We start from the raw sequence: 18,528 nt of genomic DNA, 5'->3' as shown, positions 1-18,528 counted from the left end.
GGGGGCGTCGAGCGCGGCCGCTCCTGGATTGCTTCGCGATGCTCGCAATGACGGTGTGGTTCCTCGGCTTTGTTCGTCACGCATCCACATCGAAGCTGACGCCCTGCGCCAGCGGCAATGTCGTACCGTAATTGAGCGTATTCGTGGCCCGGCGCATATAGGCCTTCCAGGCGTCGGAGCCGGCCTCGCGGCCGCCGCCGGTTTCCTTCTCGCCGCCGAAGGCCCCGCCGATCTCGGCGCCGGACGGGCCGATATTGACGTTGGCGATACCGCAATCCGAGCCCTCGCTCGAGATGAAGGTCTCGGCCTCGCGCATGTCGAGCGTGAAGATCGAGGAGGACAACCCGGCGCCGACGGCGTTCTGGATCGCGATCGCCTCGTCCAGCGTCTTGTACTTCATGACGTAGAGGATCGGCGCGAAGGTTTCGCGGGCGACCGGTCCGGTCTGCGCGGGCATTTCGACGATCGCGGGGCGGACATAGAAGCCCCCGGTTCCGACCGTGACGCGCTCGCCACCATGCACCGTCCCGCCGGCGGCCTTCGCCTCTGACAGTGCCGCCTGCATGCCCTTGAAGGCGGCCTCGTCGACCAGCGGGCCGACCAGAACGCCCGCTTCGCGCGGATCGCCGATCTTCACGCTGGCATAGACCTTGATGAGCTTGGGGATCAGCGCGTCATAGACGCTCTCATGCACGATCAGGCGGCGCAGCGTGGTGCAGCGCTGCCCCGCCGTCCCCATGGCCGCAAAGGCGATGCCGCGCAGCGCGAGGTCGAGATCGGCCGACGGGGCGACGATTGCCGCGTTGTTGCCGCCGAGTTCGAGGATGGCGCGGGCGAAGCGGGCGGCGAGCTTCTGGCCGACCTCCTGACCCATCCGGGTCGAGCCCGTGGCCGAGACGACCGGGACACGGTGATCCTGCACGAGGATGTCGCCGATCTCGCGCCCGCCGATCAGCACCTCCGACAGGCCGGCGGGCGCCTCGGGGCCGAAGCGTTTCATCGTCTTCTGGACGATCGCCTGAACCGCGAGCGCGGTCAGCGGGGTCTTCTCGGAGGGCTTCCAGGCGACGCTGTCTCCGCAGACGAAGGCGAGCGCGGCGTTCCAGGACCAGACCGCGACGGGGAAGTTGAAGGCCGAGATCACGCCGCAGACGCCGAGCGGATGCCAGGTCTCCATCATGCGGTGGTTCGGGCGCTCGGTCGCGATCGTCAGGCCGTAGAGCTGGCGCGACAGCCCGACGGCGAAATCGCAGATGTCGATCATCTCCTGGACCTCGCCGAGGCCCTCCGAGGTCACCTTGCCGGCTTCCATCGTCACCAGCAGGCCGAGATCGTCCTTGGCCGCACGAAGCTCCTCGCCGAGCAGGCGCACGAATTCGCCGCGGCGCGGCGCCGGCACCTTGCGCCAGGTCAGGAAGGCGGCATGCGCCCGGCCGATGGCGGCCGAGGCCTCGGCGGCGCTCGTCTCCCGCAGGGTCGCGACGCTCTCGCCCGTGATGGGCGAGCGGGCGGCGAGACCGGTTGTGGCGAAGGCGGCATCCGTGACGCCGAGACGCTTCAGCAGCGCGAGTGCGTCCTGGGGGAGACTGGTGGTCATGATGCGTCCTGGGCGAGGCTCGGCCGGATGGAGATTTAAGGCGGGCTAGAATGCCCCCTTCCGCCCCGCCCGGGCAACCGATATGTTCTCACGACTTGATGAGAAGGACTCATGAACCTCGAGATCGTCCCAGGCCGCCTCACCGTGCCGTCGCTGTCTGCCCTGGCGGCCTTCGAGGCGGCGGCGCGCCATGGCAGTTTCACGCGCGCGGCGGAGGAGCTGAACCTGACGCAGGGGGCCGTCAGCCGGCAGGTCGCGCATCTCGAGACGGTGCTGGGCGTTGCCCTGTTCCAGCGCGCAAGGCAGCGCGTCGCGCTGACGCCGGCGGGTGCCGCCTATGCCGCCGAGATACGCGACGGACTCTCGCGGCTGGCGGCGGCCACCGTCTCGACCATGGCCTTCCGGGGCGCGGGCGGTGTGCTGAACCTCGCCATTCTCCCGACCTTCGGCACGCGCTGGCTGATCCCGCGCCTGCCGCGCTTCACCGAGGCGCATCCCGGCATCACCATCAACTTCACCACGAAGCTCGTGCCCTTCGACTTCGCGCGCGAGCCGCTCGATGCGGCGATCCATTTCGGTGATCCTGTCTGGCCGGGCGCGCGGCTGCACCGCCTGATGGGCGAGGAGATCGTGCCCGTCGCGGCGCCGGGCCTGGTGGCGCGCCTGGGCCTCAAGGAACCCGCCGACATGCTCAGGGGCTCGCTGCTGCAGCAATCGACGCGGCCCCGCGCCTGGGCCAACTGGCTCGAGCAGCAGGGTCTGCCGCCACAGCGGGCACTGATGGGGCCGCGCTTCGAACAGTTCGCCATGGTCTCTCAAGCGGCCGTCGCCGGGCTGGGGCTCGCCATCGTGCCGCGATTCCTGGTCGAGGAGGAACTTCGCTCCGGCTCGCTGGTCATCCCCTTCGATCGCCCGGTCACTGGGACGGAAGGCTATTACCTCGTCTACCCGGAGACCCGTGCGGAACTGCCGGCGGTCGTGGCCTTTCGCGACTGGCTGCTTGCCGAGTGCGAGATGGCGAGCTGACTCGACAAGTTTCGCCGGCCGCGCCATTCATGCGCAGCGTTCATCAACCGGGTCGCAGCGCGCACCCTTCTCTGACTCGGAACCCGCCATGTCGTCTTCGTCCGAATCCGCCGACGTCGTCATCTGCGGCGGCGGGGCCCTTGGCTCCTCGGTCGCCTATCACCTCGCGGCCGATCCCGGCTTCACGGGCAGGATCGTCGTCGTCGAGAAGGACCCGACCTATCGCTACGCCGCCTCGGCGCTGTCGGCCGCCTCGATCCGCCAGCAATATTCGAGCGCGGTGAACATCCGGATCTCGCTGCACGGCATCGAGTTTCTCCGCGACATCGGCGCCCATCTGGCTGTCGATGGCGAGGCACCGGTGATCGATCTGCACGAGGGTGGCTACCTCTATCTGGCGGGTGAGGAGGGGGCTCCCGTGCTCGCCGCCAACCAGGCGCTGCAGGCCGCCGAGGGCGCCGATATTGCGCTTTATGCTGCGCCCATGCTGCGCAGCAAATTTCCCTGGATGAACATCGACGACATCGCCTGCGGCAGCTTCGGCGTCAGCGGCGAGGGCTGGTTCGACGGCTGGGCCTTGTTGCAAGCGTTTCGCAAGAAGGCGCGGTCGCTCGGCGTCGACTACCGCCAGGGGGAGGTGGCCCGTTACATCGTCGAGAACGGGCGCGTCACCGCCGTCGAACTCGCCGACGGCAGCCGCATCGCCTGCGGCGCGGCGGTGAACGCCTCGGGCACGCATGGCGCTCGCCTCGCCGCGACGGCCGGCGTGACGATCCCGGTCCGCTCGATGAAGCGCTATGTCTTCTCCTTCCTCTGCAAGGGCGAGGTCGACAACTGCCCGCTGCTGATCGACCGCAGCGGCTCCTGGTGCCGGCCGGAAGGCAAGCGCGGCAGCGACGGCCAGCTCTTCATCGGCAGTTGCTCGCCGCTGACGCCCGAGCAGGACCGGGAGTGGATCGAGACCGACGCGGATGTCGAGGATGTCGATTGGGGCTTCTTCGAGGAGGTCGTCTGGCCGGCGCTCGCCCACCGTATTCCGGCCTTCGAGCAGATCAGGCCGGGCCGTGCCTGGGCCGGCCCCTACGACATGAACGAGCTCGATCACAACGCCATCGTCGGCCCGGCGGTTGGCCTGTCGGGGCTCTACCTCGCCAACGGTTTTTCGGGTCATGGTCTGCAGCAGGCGCCGGCGGTCGGGCGCGGCATCGCCGAGCACATCCTGCATGGCGGCTATCGCACACTCGATCTCAGCGATCTCGGCCATGAGCGGATCGTTGAGGGCCGGCCGCTCTTGGAAACCAACGTCATCTGAGCGGAGGCGGCAGTGATCGACACGGCCTATGCGCGGACGATGGCGCGCTACAACGCCTGGCAGAACGAGTGCCTCCTGACCGCTGCCGCCACGCTGAACGACGCGGCCCGCCGGCAGGATCGCGGCGCGTTCTTCAAGTCCATCCATGGCACGCTCTGCCATCTGCTCTGGGCCGACCGCATGTGGCTTTCGCGCTTCGCCGGCACACCGAAGCCGACCCACCGCATCCACGAATCCGCCGACCTCGTCGCGGACTGGGCCGACCTCGTCGCGCAGCGGCAGGCCTTCGACGTCACGATCCTGGAGTGGGCGCGCGGGCTGTCTCCCGAATGGCTGGCCGACGACATGGTCTGGTTCTCCGGCGCGACGCAGCGCGAAATGCGCAAGCCCCGCGCGCTGCTGGTCGTCCATCTCTTCAACCATCAGGCCCATCATCGCGGCCAGATCCACGCCATGCTGACGGCGGCCGGCGCGAGGCCGGACGACACGGACCTGATGCTGCTTGAGCCGGAGGGCTGAGCCTGCCGTCAGGTTTCGGTGGCTGCCGCGCGAAGCTGCGGCTCGTCGCGCTCGCCGCCGGTCCGGTCCGGCGGCACCACGGCCGTGGCGTTCTGGCTGAGCTTCTGGAACAGGCCGAGCCCGACCATCGACGTCGCGGCCAGGAAAACGAGCAGCCCCGGATAGACGATGTCGCCCATCGTCTCGCGTGAGGTCTTGGCGATCAGCACGAGAGCCTCGAGATGCAGTGCGATGATGATGATGGTCATGAACTTGGTCAGCGACCCACGCGCCTCGGCCGGACGCCGCAACTCCCGGTCTGACAGAACCTCCTCCTCGAAAAGGAACTTGCCGACATCGGCGACCGCCACCGCGATGATGATCAGGCTGATGCCGTCGAGCATCGACCCCAAAGCATTTTCGCCGGTCCAGAAGCCCGTCGCTGTGCGCCAGACGGCGACGGCGATGAGCAGGATCGCCGCCGCCAGCAGCGTGAAGGCAATCATCGTGTAAAGCAGACGGCTGAACAGCGTCATGGAAGTCCCCCCGACCCGACCTGCGGGCCCGGGTGATAACGGTGGCGGCTGGGCGTGGTTCCCTTGCGGGAACCGCGTTGTCGATCTCCATTTTTGCGCGGGATCGCCCTCCGCGCAGCGCTACCCGGCCCGCTTTGGCATCGCTATGCTGCACAACCTGTCCCATACGGAACCATGAGAGCAGCGATGAGCACGATGACTCCGGAAGAAGCCAAGGTCACGGCCTGGCTCGCCGAACGCAAGGACGCGATGGTCGCGTTGTTGCGCGAGATGGTCGACACGGATTCCGGCTCCTACGACAAGGAGGGTGTCGATCGCGCCGGGCAGGTGCTCGCCCGCTTCCATGAGCGCAACGGTCTCGCAGTCGAGATCATTGCGAATGGCCGCTATGGCGATGCGGTCAAGGCGCGCCTGCCGAATCCCACCGCCAACGACCAGCGCCCGGTGCTGCTGCTCGGCCATCGCGACACCGTCTTCCCGAAAGGCGAGCCGACGCGCCGGCCGTTCTCGATCAAGGATGGCCGGGCCTATGGGCCGGGCGTCGCCGACATGAAGGCCGGCCTCGTGATCGAGGCCTTCGTCGCCGCAGCCTTTGCCGAATGCGGCGGCCTCTCCGCGCCGCTGACGATGCTGACGACGAGCGATGAGGAGATCGGCTCGCCGTCCTCGCGCCCGGTGATCGAGGCGGCGGCGCGGGAATCGCGCTGCGTCTTCAATGCCGAGCCCAGCCGCCTCCCGGCGGGTAGCGGCTTCGCGAAGGACCGGCGGCAATCGGTCACCAGCGGCCGCAAGGGCGGCGTCTTCATGCGCGCCGAATTCACCGGCAAGCCGGCCCACTCCGGTGCGAACTACGAGAAGGGCGCTTCGGCCATCGTCGATCTCGGCCACAAGATTCCGAAGCTTCAGGGCCTCACCGATCTGGAGAAGGGCATCACGGTCAATGTCGGGCTGATCGGCGGCGGCCAGACCGTCAACACGGTCGCGCCCCATGCCTGGTGCGAGATCGACCTGCGCTACGTCACCGCCGCCCAGCGGGCCGAACTGGTCGAGGCCATCCGCGCCATCGTCGAGACGCCGGTTGTCGTGGGGACATCGGCCGCCCTGACCATCAAGGGCGAGTTCCTGCCACTGGAAGGCACCCCGGACTCGCAGAAGCTGTTCGAGACCTATCGCGACGCTGCGGCCGGCTTCGGCATCGCCACCATCGCCGAGTTCACCGGCGGCTGCGCCGATTCCGGCTTCACCGCGGCACAGGGCTGCCCGACGCTCTGCAGCGTCGGCCCCATCGGCGGCATGGCGCATACGCCGGACGAATTCCTCGAGGTCGAGAGCATCGTGCCCGCCGCGCAGGTGCTGGCCCTGTCGGTGATGCGCGCGGCGAAGCTGATGGAATGAGGCCGGCCGGCCCCGCTCCGTCGTCATGGTCGCCCTTGTGGCGACCATCCACTGCGTCGCGGGTTGAGCACGGTGTTCAAGAGGTGGATGCTCGGGACAAGCCCGAGCATGACGGCGTCGGACCGCGCGACTGCCGTCAGAACGCTTCTTCCCAGTTGCGGCTCAGCCGCATGGCCGAGTTGATCATCCCGACATGGGAATAGGTCTGGGGGAAGTTGCCCCAGAGTTCGCCCGTCTCCAGATCGGCATCCTCCGACAGCAGGCCGAAGCTGTTGCGCCGCTGCAGGATGCGGCCGAATAGGGCCTTCGCCTCCTCGCGCCGGCCGATCGCGTGCAGCGCATCGACATACCAGAAGGCGCAGATGAGGAAGCCGGTGTGCATGAAGCCGAAATCATCCTGCGTCGCGTAGCGCAGCAGCAGATCGCCGCGCGTCAGATCCCGGCCGATCGCCTCCACGGTGGCGACGTAGCGCGGGTCGTCCGCCTTGAGGAAGCCGAGCTCGGCGAAGAGCAGCAGCGTCGCGTCGAGATCCTCCCCGCCGAAGGTCGAGACGAGGTGGCCCTTCTGCGCGTTCCAGATGTTGTCGAGGATCACGCTCTTGAGGCGCGTCGCCTCGCCCTCCCAGTAATCGCTGCGGTCGGCGCGTCCGAGCGTCGCCGCGATGCGGGCGAGCCGGTCGCAGGCTGCCCAGCACATCACGCTCGAGAAGGAGTGCACCGCCTCCTTCTCGCGCAGCTCCCAGGGCCCCGCATCGGGCTTGTCGAAAGAGGTGACGGCCAGTTGACCCATCCGCTCGAGCTGGCCGAACAGGGATTCCTTGCCGGGCTGGATCAGGCGCTGGTCGAAGAACGCATGCGTCGCCGCGAGCACAACGGCGCCATAGCCGTCGTTCTGGATCTGGATCGCCGCGCCATTGCCGAACCGCACCGGCTGATGGCCGCGATAGCCCGATAGGGTCGCGGCCTCGAATTCGCGCAGCGACCCGCCCCGCGTGATCGGATAGAGCGGCGGCAGATGATCGGCGCCGCTCTCGGTGAAGCTGTCGACGATGTTGGTGATGAAGTTGAGATAATCCTCCATCGTCCTGGTCGTGCCGAGGCGGTTGAGGGCATGGACGACGAAATAGGCATCCCGCAGCCAGCAGAAGCGGTAGTCCCAGTTGCGCTGGGTGCCCGGCGCCTCCGGGATCGAGGTTGTAAGCGCGGCGACGATGGCGCCGGTTTCCTCGAAGGCGCAAAGCTTCAGCGTGATCGCAGCGCGGATCACCTCGCGCTGGTATTCGAAGGGCAGCGAGAGCGAGCGCACCCAGTCGCGCCAATAGTCTGTCGTCTTGTCGAGAAACTCGCGCGAGGTCTCCTCGATCTCGGCGCGTAAGGCTTCGTCAGAGCCGATGAAGAAGGAATAGGGCCGCTCCACCGCGAAGGGTACGCCGTCCACGACATAGGAGATGGGGGCGTCCGTCGTCAGCCGGATCGTCTGGTCGGCGCCGACGAACCGCACATGGTTGGAGCCGCGCGTGATCTCGTCAGGCTCCTCGCCGATGCCGAGCGCGGGCTTCACGATGACACGGATGCGCGGCCGTCCTGAGACGCGACGCACGCGCCTGACGATTTGCGGTGGCCGGAAGAAGCGCTCGTAGCGGACGAAGCGGGGCGCGAAATCGAGAATCTCGATGGCATTGCCGTGATCGTCGGACAAAACAGAGGACAGGATCGCGGTGTTGTCCAGGTAAGTCTGTTCGCAGCGCGTCATGCCGACGAGTTCGATCGCGAAGACGCCCTTGCGCGGCATCGCATCGCCATCCTCCGCCTGATTGTCGATCAGCGCACAGAACACAGGGTCGCGGTCGAACCGCGGGAAACAGCCCCAGACGATCCGGGCGCGCCGGTCGATGAGAGCGGCGATCGAGCAGTTGCCGATCACGCCGAGGTCGAGCGAGGCCGAGTGGGGCCCCGCGGGCATCGTCGAAACAGTCATGGTTATCCCTGATAGAAGCTGGAAGCCGTCAGGCGGCCGGTTTCGGCCGCGTTGAGCAGAATGGCACGCAGCGCGGTCGGCGAGGGCAGGCGCAGCGGAGCCAGTGTCTCGCCGTCGCCGATGCGGATCGATAGCCCGCCGAGTGCATTCACCGCCTCGAAGCCGTGCTCGTCGGTGACGTCGTCGCCGATGAAAACGGGCACGCGCCCGGCATAGGGCGCGGTCTGCATCAGTTGGGCGATGGCTGTGCCTTTGCTGGCGCTCGCCGGCACGAGCTCGGCGACGGCCTTGCCCTCCTGCAGCCGGACGAGCGGGCCCATCCGCTCGGCGAGCGCGCGCATCAGATCCAGAGCCTCGTCATGGACTTGAGGGGCCAGGCGCCAGTGCAGGGCGACGGAGAGGTCCTTGTCCTCGACGATGATGCCGACATGGCTGTTGGCGAAGCGGACGAGATCGCGCACCGCCTGCCGCATTTCGGCGGAAGCGGCAGCCTGGGTCAGCACCTCGTCCCCGCAGCGGATGTCGGCGCCGTGCAGCGCGGCGGTGTCGAAGCGGTAGGGCGCCAGCACCGTGTCGAGAAAGGAAATCGGCCGACCTGACACCAGCGCAAGCGCACCCGAGAGATGGCCGCGCAGGCGGTCGAGCGCGGCCGGCACCCGGCGGTCGAGCCGCACATCGGCAGGTGAGGGAGCGATCTCGACCAGGGTTCCGTCGAAGTCGAGGAACAGCGCGATGGCGCGCTCGTCCCGGGCCCAATCGTCGAGGGGCGGTTCATTCCCGGTTTGTGTCAAGTTCATGACAATAGCCTGTTTGAAATCAAGAGCTTTTGAACGGAACGTGGACTTTTTAGATTTCTACGGACACCGGCAATACGACGCGGAATGCGCGCCTACTCAGCATCGGAATTTGACATTTCGTGGATGGTCCTGCCTTCTTCTGCTCACAGCTTCGCCGCTCGGACGCCGAAATCCGGTGCCCCGCAATCGAAACATTACGCCGCGGCAGGCGTTCTGTTCCTGCTTCCCCGCCTAAAATCGGATCGCTGCGATCGCGGGTATACAGCCACAGGAGATCATCGCCACCATGCGCCTCGTCATCGTCTCGAACCGTGTCACCATCCCCGAGCGGACCGAGAAAGCCGCAGCCGGTGGTTTGGCGGTGGCACTGCGCGAGGCGCTGGAGAAGCAGGGCGGCCTCTGGTTCGGCTGGAGTGGAAATGTCAGGGAAGCGACCAGCGCGCCCAATGTGGTGGAGCGTGGCAATGTCACCTACGCGGTGACGGACCTGACGGAAGCCGAGCGCCAGTCCTACTATCTCGGCTTCTCGAACCGCGCGCTCTGGCCACTGATGCACTACCGGCTCGGTCTCACCGAGTTTTCGCGGACGGATTATGCCGGCTACCTCGCGGTCAATCGCCGCTTCGCCAAGGCGCTGATCGGTCTCCTGCGTCCGGACGACATCATCTGGATCCACGACTACCATTTGATTCCCTTGGCAGCGGAACTGCGTCGCCGTGGTGTCGGCAACCGCATCGGCTATTTTCACCACATCCCCTGGCCGCCGGCGGAAGTGTTCGGGGCGCTGCCTTTTGCATCGACGCTCGCCAGCACGGTCGCGGCCTACGACCTCGTGGGGCTGCAGACGCAGACCGATGTCGCCAATCTGATGGGCTGCCTCGTCGCCATGTGCGGCGCGAGCATCAACGGCTCGCGCTTGCGCGTCGGCCGCCGCCAGACGCAGGTCCAGGCCTTCCCCATCGGCATCGATGTCGAGGCGTTCCGCAAGCTCGCGGCGGCCTCCGTGCGCTCGGCCACCACGCCCCTCAAGGCGACGCGCCAGTCGCTGGGCGAGCGCAAGCTCGTGGTCGGGGTGGACCGGCTCGACTATTCGAAGGGCATCGTCCAGCGGCTCGAAGCCTTCGGGCAGTTCCTGCGCAGCCACCCCGATCAGCGCGGCCGCGTCGGTCTCCTGCAGATCGCGCCGCCCTCGCGTTCGGATGTACCGGAATATGCCGAACTCGACCGGCAATCGGACGAGGTCGCCGGGCGCCTCAACGCGGCGCTGGGTGAATTCGACTGGACGCCGATCCGCGTGGTCAAGAAGGCCTACTCTCGCAACGCGCTGGCAGGGTTCTACCGGCGTGCCCAGGTTGGCCTCGTCACCCCGATGCGCGACGGCATGAACCTCGTTGCCAAGGAGTATGTGGCGGCGCAGGACCCGGCCGATCCCGGCGTGCTCGTATTGTCGCGGTTCGCGGGCGCGGCGCATCAGATGGGCGAGGCTCTGATCGTCAATCCCTTCGATACGCACGAGGTCGCGGAGGCGATCCGCACCGCGCTGGCCATGCCGAAATCCGAGCGAGTCCGGCGGTTTGAGAAGCTCTATGACACCATTGCCGCAACCGATATCGGCTGGTGGACACGAAGTTATCTCGCCGTCCTGTCGGGTGCAGCGCCGCTGGAGCCCGAGATCGTGCCAGGCCCGGATAAATCCGCAAAGCGCCCCCAAGGGCGATCCGGATCGCGCAAGCCGCCGCAGAAGCCGCGCTCCGCAGGAGGTGCCCCGGCGCGCAAGCTTGGTCCGGTCGGCCTGCGGGGCAGCGCTCCAGCCGGTCCCCAGCCGCGCAGCTGACATCCGCTCGAGCGGCGGTCCCTACAACCATTCCGCGCCATCGCCGCCGCGGCCCTTGCCCAAGACCGCCCCGGGTGGCTAGAAGGCGCCCGAGGCGGGAGCGCTTGCGACTCGGCCATGACAGGTGTCAGGTCTGCAATGCAAGGCGGCCTGGAAGTCCGGGCAGGCGGAGGACGAACAATCGATGCGAGGCGCTCTCGGAGGATCGGGCGTTCTGCTGCGCCGCCTTCGCGAGGTCATGGCGGCGTCGATCAGCCCGCAGGAGCGGCTGGACCGGCTCGTCGTCCTCATCGCCGCCAACCTCGTCGCCGAAGTCTGCTCCGTCTATGTGCTGCGTGAGGACGGCTCGCTCGAGCTCTACGCCACCGAAGGTCTCAACCGCGAGGCGGTGCATCTCACCACCATGCGCGCCGGCGAGGGACTTGTCGGCCTGATCGCGCGTGAGGCGGAGCCGCTCGCGCTCTCGGACGCCCAGAACCATCCGGCCTTCTCCTACCGGCCGGAGACGGGTGAAGAGATCTACCGCTCCTTCCTCGGCGTGCCGATCCTGCGGGGCGGTGCAGTGATGGGTGTGCTCGTCATCCAGAACCGCGCCTCGCGCCTCTACAGCGACGAGGAGGTCGAGTCGCTCCAGACCACCGCCATGATCATGGCGGAGATGATCGCCGCCGGCGGGTTGAAGTCTCTGGCCCGGCCCGGCGCCTCGATCGGTCTGGACCGCCCGATCCACAGCGTCGGCGTCTCGCTGGCGGACGGCGTCGGCCTGGGACACGCCGTGCTGCACGAGTCGCGCGTGGCGATCACCAACCTCATCGCCGAGAACCCGGCCGCCGAGGTGCAGCGTCTTGAAGCCGCCATCGCGGAGATGCGCGCCTCGATCGACGAGCTGATCGAGCGCGGCGACGTCGCCCATATCGGCGAGCATCGCGAGGTGCTCGAGACCTTCCGCATGTTCGCGCATGACCAGGGCTGGCTGCGCCGCATGCGCGAGGTCGTGCTGACGGGCCTGACGGCCGAGGCGGCGGTCGAACGCGTACAGTCCGACACCCGCGCCAAGATGCTGCGCCAGACGGACCCTTATCTGCGCGAGCGCCTGCACGATCTCGACGACCTCGCCAACCGGTTGCTGCGTACCCTCGTCGGCAAGGCCAACGGCGTCGCCCGCGAGGAGATGCCGGAAAACGCGATCCTGATCGCGCGCTCCATGGGCCCGGCCGCGCTGCTGGATTACGACCGTGCCCGCCTCCGGGGGCTGGTGCTGGAGGAGGGCGGACCGACCAGCCACATCGCCATCGTCGCCCGCGCGCTCGGCATCCCGGCGGTGGGCGAGATCGTCAACGCCACGGCCCTGATCCAGTCGGGCGACGCCGTCATCGTCGACGGCCAGGCCGGCGAGGTCCAGATCCGGCCCCAGCCCGACGTCGAGAACGCCTACAAGGACAAGGCGCGGCTGCGCGCCCGCAAGCAGGAGCAGTACCGCAAGCTCAAGAGCCAGCCGGCAGTCACCCGCGACGGGGTGCCGATCGTCCTGCAGATCAATGCCGGCCTGCTCGTCGACCTGCCGAATCTGGAGGCGACGGCCGCGGCGGGCATCGGCCTGTTCCGCACCGAGCTTCAGTTCATGGTCGCCGAGCACATGCCGACGACGAGCGAGCAGCAGGCGCTGTACACGGCGGTGCTCGACCAGGCGCAAGGGCGCCCCGTCACTTTCCGCACGCTCGACATCGGCGGCGACAAGGTGCTGCCCTATATGGAGCGCGTCGAGGAGGAGAACCCGGCGCTGGGCTGGCGCGCGATCCGCATCGGGCTCGACAAGCCGCGCCTGCTGCGCGCCCAGATCCGCGCGCTGCTGCGGGCCGGATCGGGCCGCGACATGAAGATCATGCTGCCGATGATCGCGACGGTCGACGAGTTCCTGCGCGCCCGCACCATTGTCGACCGCGAGCAGGCCATGCTGGCCAAGCAGGGCCATGTGCCGCCGCTCAGCCTGCAGCTCGGCGTCATGGTGGAGGTGCCGTCGCTCCTGTTCGAATTGCCGGAGATCGTGCGCGAGGCCGACTTCCTGTCGATCGGCACCAACGACCTGATGCAGTTCCTCTTTGCGGCGGACCGCGAGAACAAGCGGGTCGCCGACCGTTTCGATCCGCTCGGCGTCGGCGCGCTGCGCGCCCTTCGCAGCATCGTCGAGGCCGCGGCGGACGCGAACTGCCCGGTCACCGTCTGCGGCGAGATGGGCGGCAAGCCGCTCGAGACGCTGGCGCTGATCGGGCTGGGCTATCGCGCCTTCTCGATGTCGGCGGCGTCGATCGGCCCGGTCAAGGCGATGCTGCGGGCGCTCGATGTCGGCAAGCTCACGGAGCGCATCGACTGGATGCTGGCCTCCGGAGAGGGCGCGGCCAGCCTGCGGCCGCAGCTCGCAGCCTTCGCCGCCGAATTCAAGGTGCCGGTCTAGCGGGCCGTTCTGGCCCCACCGCGCCCTTCACACCTCCCGTCCGAGTTCATCATGTCGCTTCAGCTTCCGCAGGACCGCCTCGACGCCATCGTCGCCCGCCACGCCGCGGCGTCCGCCGAGATCAACACCGCGACCGAGGCGACGCGGGTGGTCGAACTCTCGCGCGAGCTCTCGGAGCTCGGCCCGGTCGTGGACGCCATCGCCGCCTGGCGCCAGGCACAGACGGGGCTGGCTGAGGCCGAGGCCCTGATCGAGGATGGCGCGACCGATGCCGAGCTGCGCGAACTCGCCTATGAGGAGCGCGATTCCGCCCGGGCCGAGATCGACGCCCGGGCTCGCGAGATTCTGATCGCGCTGCTGCCCAAGGACGCCGCCGACGAGCGGGGTGTCATCCTCGAGATCCGCGCCGGCACGGGTGGCGACGAGGCCTCGCTCTTCGCGGGTGACCTGTTCCGCATGTATCAGCGCTATGCGGCCCAGAAGAGCTGGAGTCTCGACATCCTGTCCGAAAGCGAGGGCACGGTCGGCGGCTACAAGGAGATCATCGCCGAGATTTCGGGCCGCGGCGTCTATGCGCGGCTGAAATACGAATCCGGCGTGCATCGTGTCCAGCGCGTGCCCGATACCGAGACCAGCGGCCGCATTCACACCTCCGCGGCCACCGTGGCGACGCTCCCGCTCGCCGGCGACGTCGACATCGTCCTCAACGACGCCGACATCCGCCTCGACACCATGCGGGCCGGCGGCGCCGGCGGCCAGCACGTCAACAAGACGGAATCGGCCGTGCGCCTGACCCATATCCCGACGGGGATCGCGGTCGTGGTGCAGGACGAACGCTCGCAGCACAAGAACAAGGCCCGTGCTTACGATCTGCTGCGCGCCAAGCTCTACGACATGGAGCGGACGCGGCTGGATGCCGAACGCTCCGCCGACCGGCGCTCGCAGGTCGGCTCCGGCGACCGTTCCGAGCGCATCCGCACCTACAACTTCCCGCAGGGCCGTGTCACCGACCACCGCATCAACCTCACCCTCTACAAGCTCGACGAGATGATGCAGGGGCTGGTGCTGGACGACATCATCGACGCCCTTACGGCCGAGCATCAGGCCCGCCTGCTGGCGACCGAGGGGCTGGCGTGAAGCGCGACGAGCCCCCAGCGATGAAACCTCTTCGCCCCTCCGGCGTTGCTGACGCATCGACAGTGCAACAGGGGGGACCCCTCGATGATCAAGACCTTTTCGAGCTTCGCCGCCGCCGCTCTGATGGCTGGCATGCTGGCCGCGCCGGCTCAGGCCCAGGGCACGGCGGAGCGTGTGGAACGCTCGATGGAGCGCGGCCTGAAGCGCGCAACGAGCGGCCAGCCGGCCCGCATCAACAAGGCGATGACGCAGTCGCAGGCACGTCGGGCCTGCCAGAACGAAATGCGCGGCTCGGGCGAGAGCCGCTCGGCGATCCGCACCAAGATGCGCTTCTGCATCAACGAGAAGATGCAGGGCAACTGACCCCGGCGACCGCCGCGGCAGCCGGTTCTTTCGACGCCGCATCTCCCCTGAGGGAGGTGCGGCGCGATGTTGTTCGGAGGCTGACCGAGGCCGGCTTCGTCAATGCGGCGCTCGAGGGCCGCTGGCTGGTCGAGCAGGTTGCGGGGCCCTCCGCCGACATGTCGGTGCCGCTGGCGCCGGAAGACGCGGACCGTCTCGACGCGCTCCTCACCCGGCGCCTCGCCGGCGAACCGCTCTGGCGGGTGATCGGCGAGCGCGAGTTCTGGGGGCTGCCCTTCCGCCTGTCCCCCGACACGCTCGAACCACGGCCCGACAGCGAAACCCTGATCGAGGCCGCCCTCGCTACGCTCGGGCCGCGTCGCGGCCAGCCGCTGACGATGCTCGACCTCGGGACCGGGACCGGCTGCCTCCTGATCGCCATGCTTCACGAATGTCCTGCCGCATCCGGGCTGGGCATCGATCTGTCGTCCGGCGCCTGCGAGATCGCCCGCGCCAATGCGCTGGCCAACGGCGTCGGGGAGCGCTGCGAGATCCGCCAGGGACAATGGACGGAGGGGCTCGACGCTCGCTTCGACCTCATTCTCTCGAATCCGCCTTACATCCCGAGCCGCGACATCGCCGGACTCGACCGTGAGGTGCGTGAGCACGATCCGTTGCTGGCGCTCGACGGCGGCGCCGACGGGCTTGCGCCCTATCGCATCTTCGCGCGCAGCCTCGGCGGCCATCTGGCGCCCGGCGGCTTCGTCGTGCTGGAAATCGGGGCGGGGCAGGAAGGGGATGTGACGGCGATCATGCGGGAGGCGGGCTGGTGCCATCGTGCAACGCGGCGCGATCTCGGAGATCATCCGCGCGCGCTGATCTTCGCTCTCCACTGAAAAAGCGCGATCATTCGCGCGATTTTGCTTGGAGCGGACGGGGAAATCCTCTATGCACCAACCTAGCCGACGCTGGTGTCGTCAGCATGGAGCCGCGGGTCATGCCTGTGGCGCCCTGGTCGCTTCCCCCGGACATGTCCGCGAATCGACGGAACTGACCAGCCAGATTGGACACCGAAAGCGCCGTGGCGCTGATCGGCTGACGGGACCTCGGGTCCCCTTTGGAAAGAGCGCGTGAAGACCAGGAACGGCGCAAAGCCACTTCAGGTCAAACTCCTCCGGCGCAGCGCCGCAACCCGCTGTGCGCCGGGACGCGCATGATGTCCCCACGGTTGCCTTGAGCACAGAGCGCGAGATTCACGCGAATGAGACCAGGTCAGAACCGGCGCATGCGCGGCCGCAACAACAACAATAACAACAACAATGGTAACCGGAAGGCGCCGAACCCGCTGCAGCGGAGCTACGAGTCCAACGGTCCCGACGTGAAGGTCCGCGGTACGGCGCAGCATGTCGCTGAAAAGTACCTGCAGCTGGCGCGTGACGCTCAATCCTCGGGTGACCCTGTGTCCGCCGAGAACTACTTCCAGCATGCGGAGCATTATTACCGCATCCTGCTGGCGGCCCAGGAGCAGATGGCCCAGCAGTTCGGCCACAGCTTCCCGCCCAACCGCGCCTTCAACGAGGATGCGGACGAGGGCGAGGAGGATGGCGACGACGACCAGCCGGTCCAGCAGGGCGGCCCGCAGCAGCCCGAGCAGCGCGGTGGCCAGGGTGGCTACAACGGCAACGGCTACAATGGCCAGCATGCCGCTCGCCCGGAGGGCGAAGGCGGCGAGGGGCAGCGTTTCGACCGCCCCCCGCGCCACAACGATCGCCAGGGCCAGGATCGGCAGGGCCAGGATCGGCAGGGCCAGGATCGTCAGGGCAACCGCCGCTTCGATCGCAATGGCGAGCGGCGCTTCGAGCGCGCCGAGGGCGGCCAGAATCCGCAGGGCGGTTACGCGCCGCGCCCCGATGCGCCGCGCTCCGATATTCCCGTCGGGGGCGAGCAGCCTGATCTGGCGCCGCAGCCGGTGCAGGGAGAGCGTCGTTTCGACCGGCCCGATCGTGGCCCGCGCCCCGAGCGCCGGCCTCGCCGCGAGCGCGACGCCGCGCATGATGCCGATCAGCCGGGCGAGGACGTTGCGGCCGCGCTGCCGTCCTTCCTGACCAATCCGGTGCGCGTTCCCGTCGCCGTCGAGCCGGCGGCGGTCGCTGCGGAGCCTGCCGCCAGTGAGGCGCCGGAAGCCGCGGCGGAGGGGGCTCCCAAGCGCCCGCGTCGGCGGCGTTCACCGCGCGAGGTCATGGATGCGCTGGGCTCGGAGGCCGATGGCTCGCCCGAGTGAACGCAGCCGCGTTTGAACGTTGAAGAAGGGGCCCGCGAGGGCCCCTTTTTTTGTCAGGCGATTCCGAGGGAGGCGGGCGGCTCGGCCAGTTCGAGGCGCTCGCCCTCGACCAGTGTGCCGCCCGCGACGATGCGGCAATAGATCCCGCAATCGACATGACCGAAGGCGGACATCAGGGTCTTCGGCAGTTGCAGATCACGGGCACCGGTCTGCGGGTCGACATTGGTCGCGGCGCAGCGCTCGATCCGCTTGATGACGTTGAGCCGCAGCCCCGAGGCCGCGGAGAGGTCACGCCCGACCAGATCGAGCTCCGCCCAGGGCGCCAGGCCCTCGACCATGATGTTGCCGCGGAAGCGCAGCGGATCGACCGCCGCGCCGAGGCGGCGTTCGAGATCGGCGACGCTGGCGAGGTTGATCAGCGAGACAAAGCCCGAGCGCGAATCGGTGAAGCGGTAGCCCGCCGGCGCCTTCAGGAGCCGCGGTTCGCCGCGCAGCGCCTCCGGCATGAACGACTCGAAGAAGGCTGAGATCGAACGGCGGCCCGCCTCCGTCCGTGTCGAAGCGCGCAGGACCTCGGCCCCGTCGCGGGCGATGACGAGATCGCCGGTGGGGTCGTCAAAGCGGGTGCGCAGCGTCGCCAGCGCTTCATGCCGCATCAACATGAGATATTTGATCTTCGGCTGATGGACGGGCTCCGCCGGATCGAAGCCCGAAGGCCCGTTCTCGATGGCGAAGAGCCGGTCGCCCGGAAAATAGCTGTCGCTTTCCAGCCGCGCTGACGTCAGGCGCTCGGGCGAGAGACCTTTGACCGGGTAGCGATAGAGCGAGGCGATACGCATGGCTGGTCCTTAGTCGGTGGCGGCGGGACCTTAGCGCGATACGGCGGCGAGGTCCGATGACTCTGTGTCATGGTCACCATCAGCGCCGCGCGATGCGGGTCCGGACCGCCTCGTCCTCCGCCTCCGGCAGGTCTGCCACCGAGCGCTGGCACCCCCAGCCGGCGAGAACCGCATCGGTCTCCTCGACCACGAAAAATCGCGCCGCCTCGCGCTCGTAACCATCGGCCAGCAATTGCTCGTAATCGGTATGGACGTGGCGGACATGGCTGCCCAGCGCGAGCCAAAGCGCGGTCGAAGGCGGCAGATCCTTCATGTGCCGGCGCTCGGCCAGTTCGATCACGGCCTGGGCGTCCGCCAACGGAATCCCCGGAGCCAGTGCCCGGAGCGCCTTTCGGATCGCCTGCTGTCGCTGCGTGCCAGCCATGGCCCATCGTGCCCGCTGGATTTGACCCAGGTCAATTCGGTTTCGCACCCTCTTCCGTTGCGGGAATGCCACACTATCTA

Annotated in this window: 16 protein-coding genes; 10 read left to right on the top strand and 6 right to left on the bottom strand. The window is 68.0% G+C overall.

Translation table 11 applies throughout. From position 1 onward, the window contains the following. Nucleotides 1-76: 76 nt before the first annotated feature. A complete protein-coding gene (locus AX750_RS14110; protein ID WP_066716734.1) occupies nucleotides 77-1,597 on the bottom strand; it encodes an aldehyde dehydrogenase family protein in 1,521 nt (506 codons plus the stop codon). A gap of 111 nt (nucleotides 1,598-1,708) precedes the next feature. On the opposite strand from AX750_RS14110, the gene gcvA reads away from it, so the two are divergent. The 3 genes from gcvA (at nucleotide 1,709) to AX750_RS14095 (ending at nucleotide 4,454) form a co-directional block, all read left to right on the top strand. Further along, entirely contained in the window at nucleotides 1,709-2,623 is a 915-nt protein-coding gene (gene gcvA, locus AX750_RS14105) for a transcriptional regulator GcvA (protein WP_066716731.1), read from the top strand. Between the two features lie 88 nt (nucleotides 2,624-2,711). Next, a complete protein-coding gene (locus tag AX750_RS14100; RefSeq protein WP_066716728.1) occupies nucleotides 2,712-3,935 on the top strand; it encodes an FAD-binding oxidoreductase in 1,224 nt (407 codons plus the stop codon). 12 nt (nucleotides 3,936-3,947) lie between these two features. Continuing rightward, nucleotides 3,948-4,454 (top strand): DinB family protein, encoded by a 507-nt coding sequence (locus tag AX750_RS14095; RefSeq protein ID WP_066716726.1) that lies wholly within the window; start codon nucleotides 3,948-3,950, stop codon nucleotides 4,452-4,454. Nucleotides 4,455-4,462: 8 nt separating this feature from the next. Here the strand turns inward: AX750_RS14095 and AX750_RS14090 are convergent, their stop codons facing one another. Then, on the bottom strand, nucleotides 4,463-4,969 hold the full coding sequence (locus tag AX750_RS14090; RefSeq protein WP_066716722.1) for a hypothetical protein: 507 nt from the start codon (nucleotides 4,967-4,969) through the stop codon (nucleotides 4,463-4,465). Nucleotides 4,970-5,164: 195 nt separating this feature from the next. Here AX750_RS14090 and AX750_RS14085 point away from each other — a divergent pair, with 195 nt between their 5' ends. Then, a complete protein-coding gene (locus tag AX750_RS14085; RefSeq protein ID WP_066716839.1) occupies nucleotides 5,165-6,364 on the top strand; it encodes a M20 family metallopeptidase in 1,200 nt (399 codons plus the stop codon). Between the two features lie 136 nt (nucleotides 6,365-6,500). Here AX750_RS14085 and AX750_RS14080 read toward each other — a convergent pair whose 3' ends face one another. After that, the gene (locus AX750_RS14080) at nucleotides 6,501-8,342 is read right to left on the bottom strand and encodes a glycoside hydrolase family 15 protein (protein WP_082735152.1); all 1,842 of its coding nucleotides are present in this window, start codon (nucleotides 8,340-8,342) and stop codon (nucleotides 6,501-6,503) included. Nucleotides 8,343-8,344: 2 nt separating this feature from the next. Further along, nucleotides 8,345-9,139: a trehalose-phosphatase gene (gene otsB, locus AX750_RS14075; RefSeq protein ID WP_066716719.1), complete on the bottom strand. Its 795-nt coding sequence runs from the start codon at nucleotides 9,137-9,139 to the stop codon at nucleotides 8,345-8,347. Nucleotides 9,140-9,425: 286 nt separating this feature from the next. Between otsB and AX750_RS14070 the strand changes: the two genes are divergently transcribed. The 6 genes from AX750_RS14070 to AX750_RS14045 all read left to right on the top strand — a co-directional run bounded on the left by AX750_RS14070 (nucleotide 9,426) and on the right by AX750_RS14045 (nucleotide 17,185). Next, nucleotides 9,426-10,973, top strand: a complete 1,548-nt coding sequence (locus AX750_RS14070) for a trehalose-6-phosphate synthase (protein ID WP_082735151.1) — start codon at nucleotides 9,426-9,428, stop codon at nucleotides 10,971-10,973. A 184-nt stretch (nucleotides 10,974-11,157) separates the two neighbouring features. After that, nucleotides 11,158-13,425 carry a phosphoenolpyruvate--protein phosphotransferase gene (ptsP, locus tag AX750_RS14065; protein WP_067254467.1) on the top strand — a complete coding sequence of 756 codons (2,268 nt, stop codon included), beginning with the start codon at nucleotides 11,158-11,160 and terminating at the stop codon, nucleotides 13,423-13,425. Between the two features lie 51 nt (nucleotides 13,426-13,476). Continuing rightward, the gene (gene prfA, locus AX750_RS14060; protein WP_066716714.1) at nucleotides 13,477-14,562 is read left to right on the top strand and encodes a peptide chain release factor 1; all 1,086 of its coding nucleotides are present in this window, start codon (nucleotides 13,477-13,479) and stop codon (nucleotides 14,560-14,562) included. Between the two features lie 84 nt (nucleotides 14,563-14,646). Further along, the gene (locus tag AX750_RS26925; RefSeq protein WP_066716712.1) at nucleotides 14,647-14,925 is read left to right on the top strand and encodes a hypothetical protein; all 279 of its coding nucleotides are present in this window, start codon (nucleotides 14,647-14,649) and stop codon (nucleotides 14,923-14,925) included. A 56-nt stretch (nucleotides 14,926-14,981) separates the two neighbouring features. Next, the gene (prmC, locus tag AX750_RS26555) at nucleotides 14,982-15,800 is read left to right on the top strand and encodes a peptide chain release factor N(5)-glutamine methyltransferase (RefSeq protein WP_066716709.1); all 819 of its coding nucleotides are present in this window, start codon (nucleotides 14,982-14,984) and stop codon (nucleotides 15,798-15,800) included. Between the two features lie 365 nt (nucleotides 15,801-16,165). Then, nucleotides 16,166-17,185: a DUF4167 domain-containing protein gene (locus tag AX750_RS14045; protein ID WP_082737577.1), complete on the top strand. Its 1,020-nt coding sequence runs from the start codon at nucleotides 16,166-16,168 to the stop codon at nucleotides 17,183-17,185. A gap of 53 nt (nucleotides 17,186-17,238) precedes the next feature. Here AX750_RS14045 and AX750_RS14040 read toward each other — a convergent pair whose 3' ends face one another. Together AX750_RS14040 and AX750_RS14035 are read right to left on the bottom strand one after the other, a co-directional pair. After that, a complete protein-coding gene (locus AX750_RS14040) occupies nucleotides 17,239-18,024 on the bottom strand; it encodes an MOSC domain-containing protein (protein WP_066716697.1) in 786 nt (261 codons plus the stop codon). Nucleotides 18,025-18,103: 79 nt separating this feature from the next. Next, nucleotides 18,104-18,448 (bottom strand): DUF2293 domain-containing protein, encoded by a 345-nt coding sequence (locus AX750_RS14035; protein ID WP_066716694.1) that lies wholly within the window; start codon nucleotides 18,446-18,448, stop codon nucleotides 18,104-18,106. Nucleotides 18,449-18,528: the final 80 nt, after the last annotated feature.

The organism is Methylobacterium sp. CCH7-A2 (assembly GCF_001557075.1).
Taxonomy (GTDB): Bacteria; Pseudomonadota; Alphaproteobacteria; order Rhizobiales; family Beijerinckiaceae; genus Allobosea; species Allobosea massiliensis.
Note: the sequence above shows the minus strand (reverse complement) of the source record. Positions and strands in the feature narration are given on the sequence as shown.

Excerpts from the sequence above, each read along its gene's own strand:
- AX750_RS14090 (WP_066716722.1), bottom strand. The coding sequence starts at position 4,969 with ATGACGCTGTTCAGCCGTCTGCTTTACACGATGATTGCCTTCACGCTG.
- AX750_RS14080 (WP_082735152.1), bottom strand. The coding sequence starts at position 8,342 with ATGACTGTTTCGACGATGCCCGCGGGGCCCCACTCGGCCTCGCTCGAC.
- AX750_RS14035 (WP_066716694.1), bottom strand. The coding sequence starts at position 18,448 with ATGGCTGGCACGCAGCGACAGCAGGCGATCCGAAAGGCGCTCCGGGCA.
- AX750_RS14085 (WP_066716839.1), top strand. The coding sequence starts at position 5,165 with ATGACTCCGGAAGAAGCCAAGGTCACGGCCTGGCTCGCCGAACGCAAG.
- AX750_RS26925 (WP_066716712.1), top strand. The coding sequence starts at position 14,647 with ATGATCAAGACCTTTTCGAGCTTCGCCGCCGCCGCTCTGATGGCTGGC.
- AX750_RS14040 (WP_066716697.1), bottom strand. The coding sequence starts at position 18,024 with ATGCGTATCGCCTCGCTCTATCGCTACCCGGTCAAAGGTCTCTCGCCC.
- prfA (WP_066716714.1), top strand. The coding sequence starts at position 13,477 with ATGTCGCTTCAGCTTCCGCAGGACCGCCTCGACGCCATCGTCGCCCGC.
- AX750_RS14110 (WP_066716734.1), bottom strand. The coding sequence starts at position 1,597 with ATGACCACCAGTCTCCCCCAGGACGCACTCGCGCTGCTGAAGCGTCTC.
- AX750_RS14070 (WP_082735151.1), top strand. The coding sequence starts at position 9,426 with ATGCGCCTCGTCATCGTCTCGAACCGTGTCACCATCCCCGAGCGGACC.
- otsB (WP_066716719.1), bottom strand. The coding sequence starts at position 9,139 with ATGAACTTGACACAAACCGGGAATGAACCGCCCCTCGACGATTGGGCC.
- ptsP (WP_067254467.1), top strand. The coding sequence starts at position 11,158 with ATGCGAGGCGCTCTCGGAGGATCGGGCGTTCTGCTGCGCCGCCTTCGC.
- AX750_RS14045 (WP_082737577.1), top strand. The coding sequence starts at position 16,166 with ATGAGACCAGGTCAGAACCGGCGCATGCGCGGCCGCAACAACAACAAT.
- gcvA (WP_066716731.1), top strand. The coding sequence starts at position 1,709 with ATGAACCTCGAGATCGTCCCAGGCCGCCTCACCGTGCCGTCGCTGTCT.
- AX750_RS14100 (WP_066716728.1), top strand. The coding sequence starts at position 2,712 with ATGTCGTCTTCGTCCGAATCCGCCGACGTCGTCATCTGCGGCGGCGGG.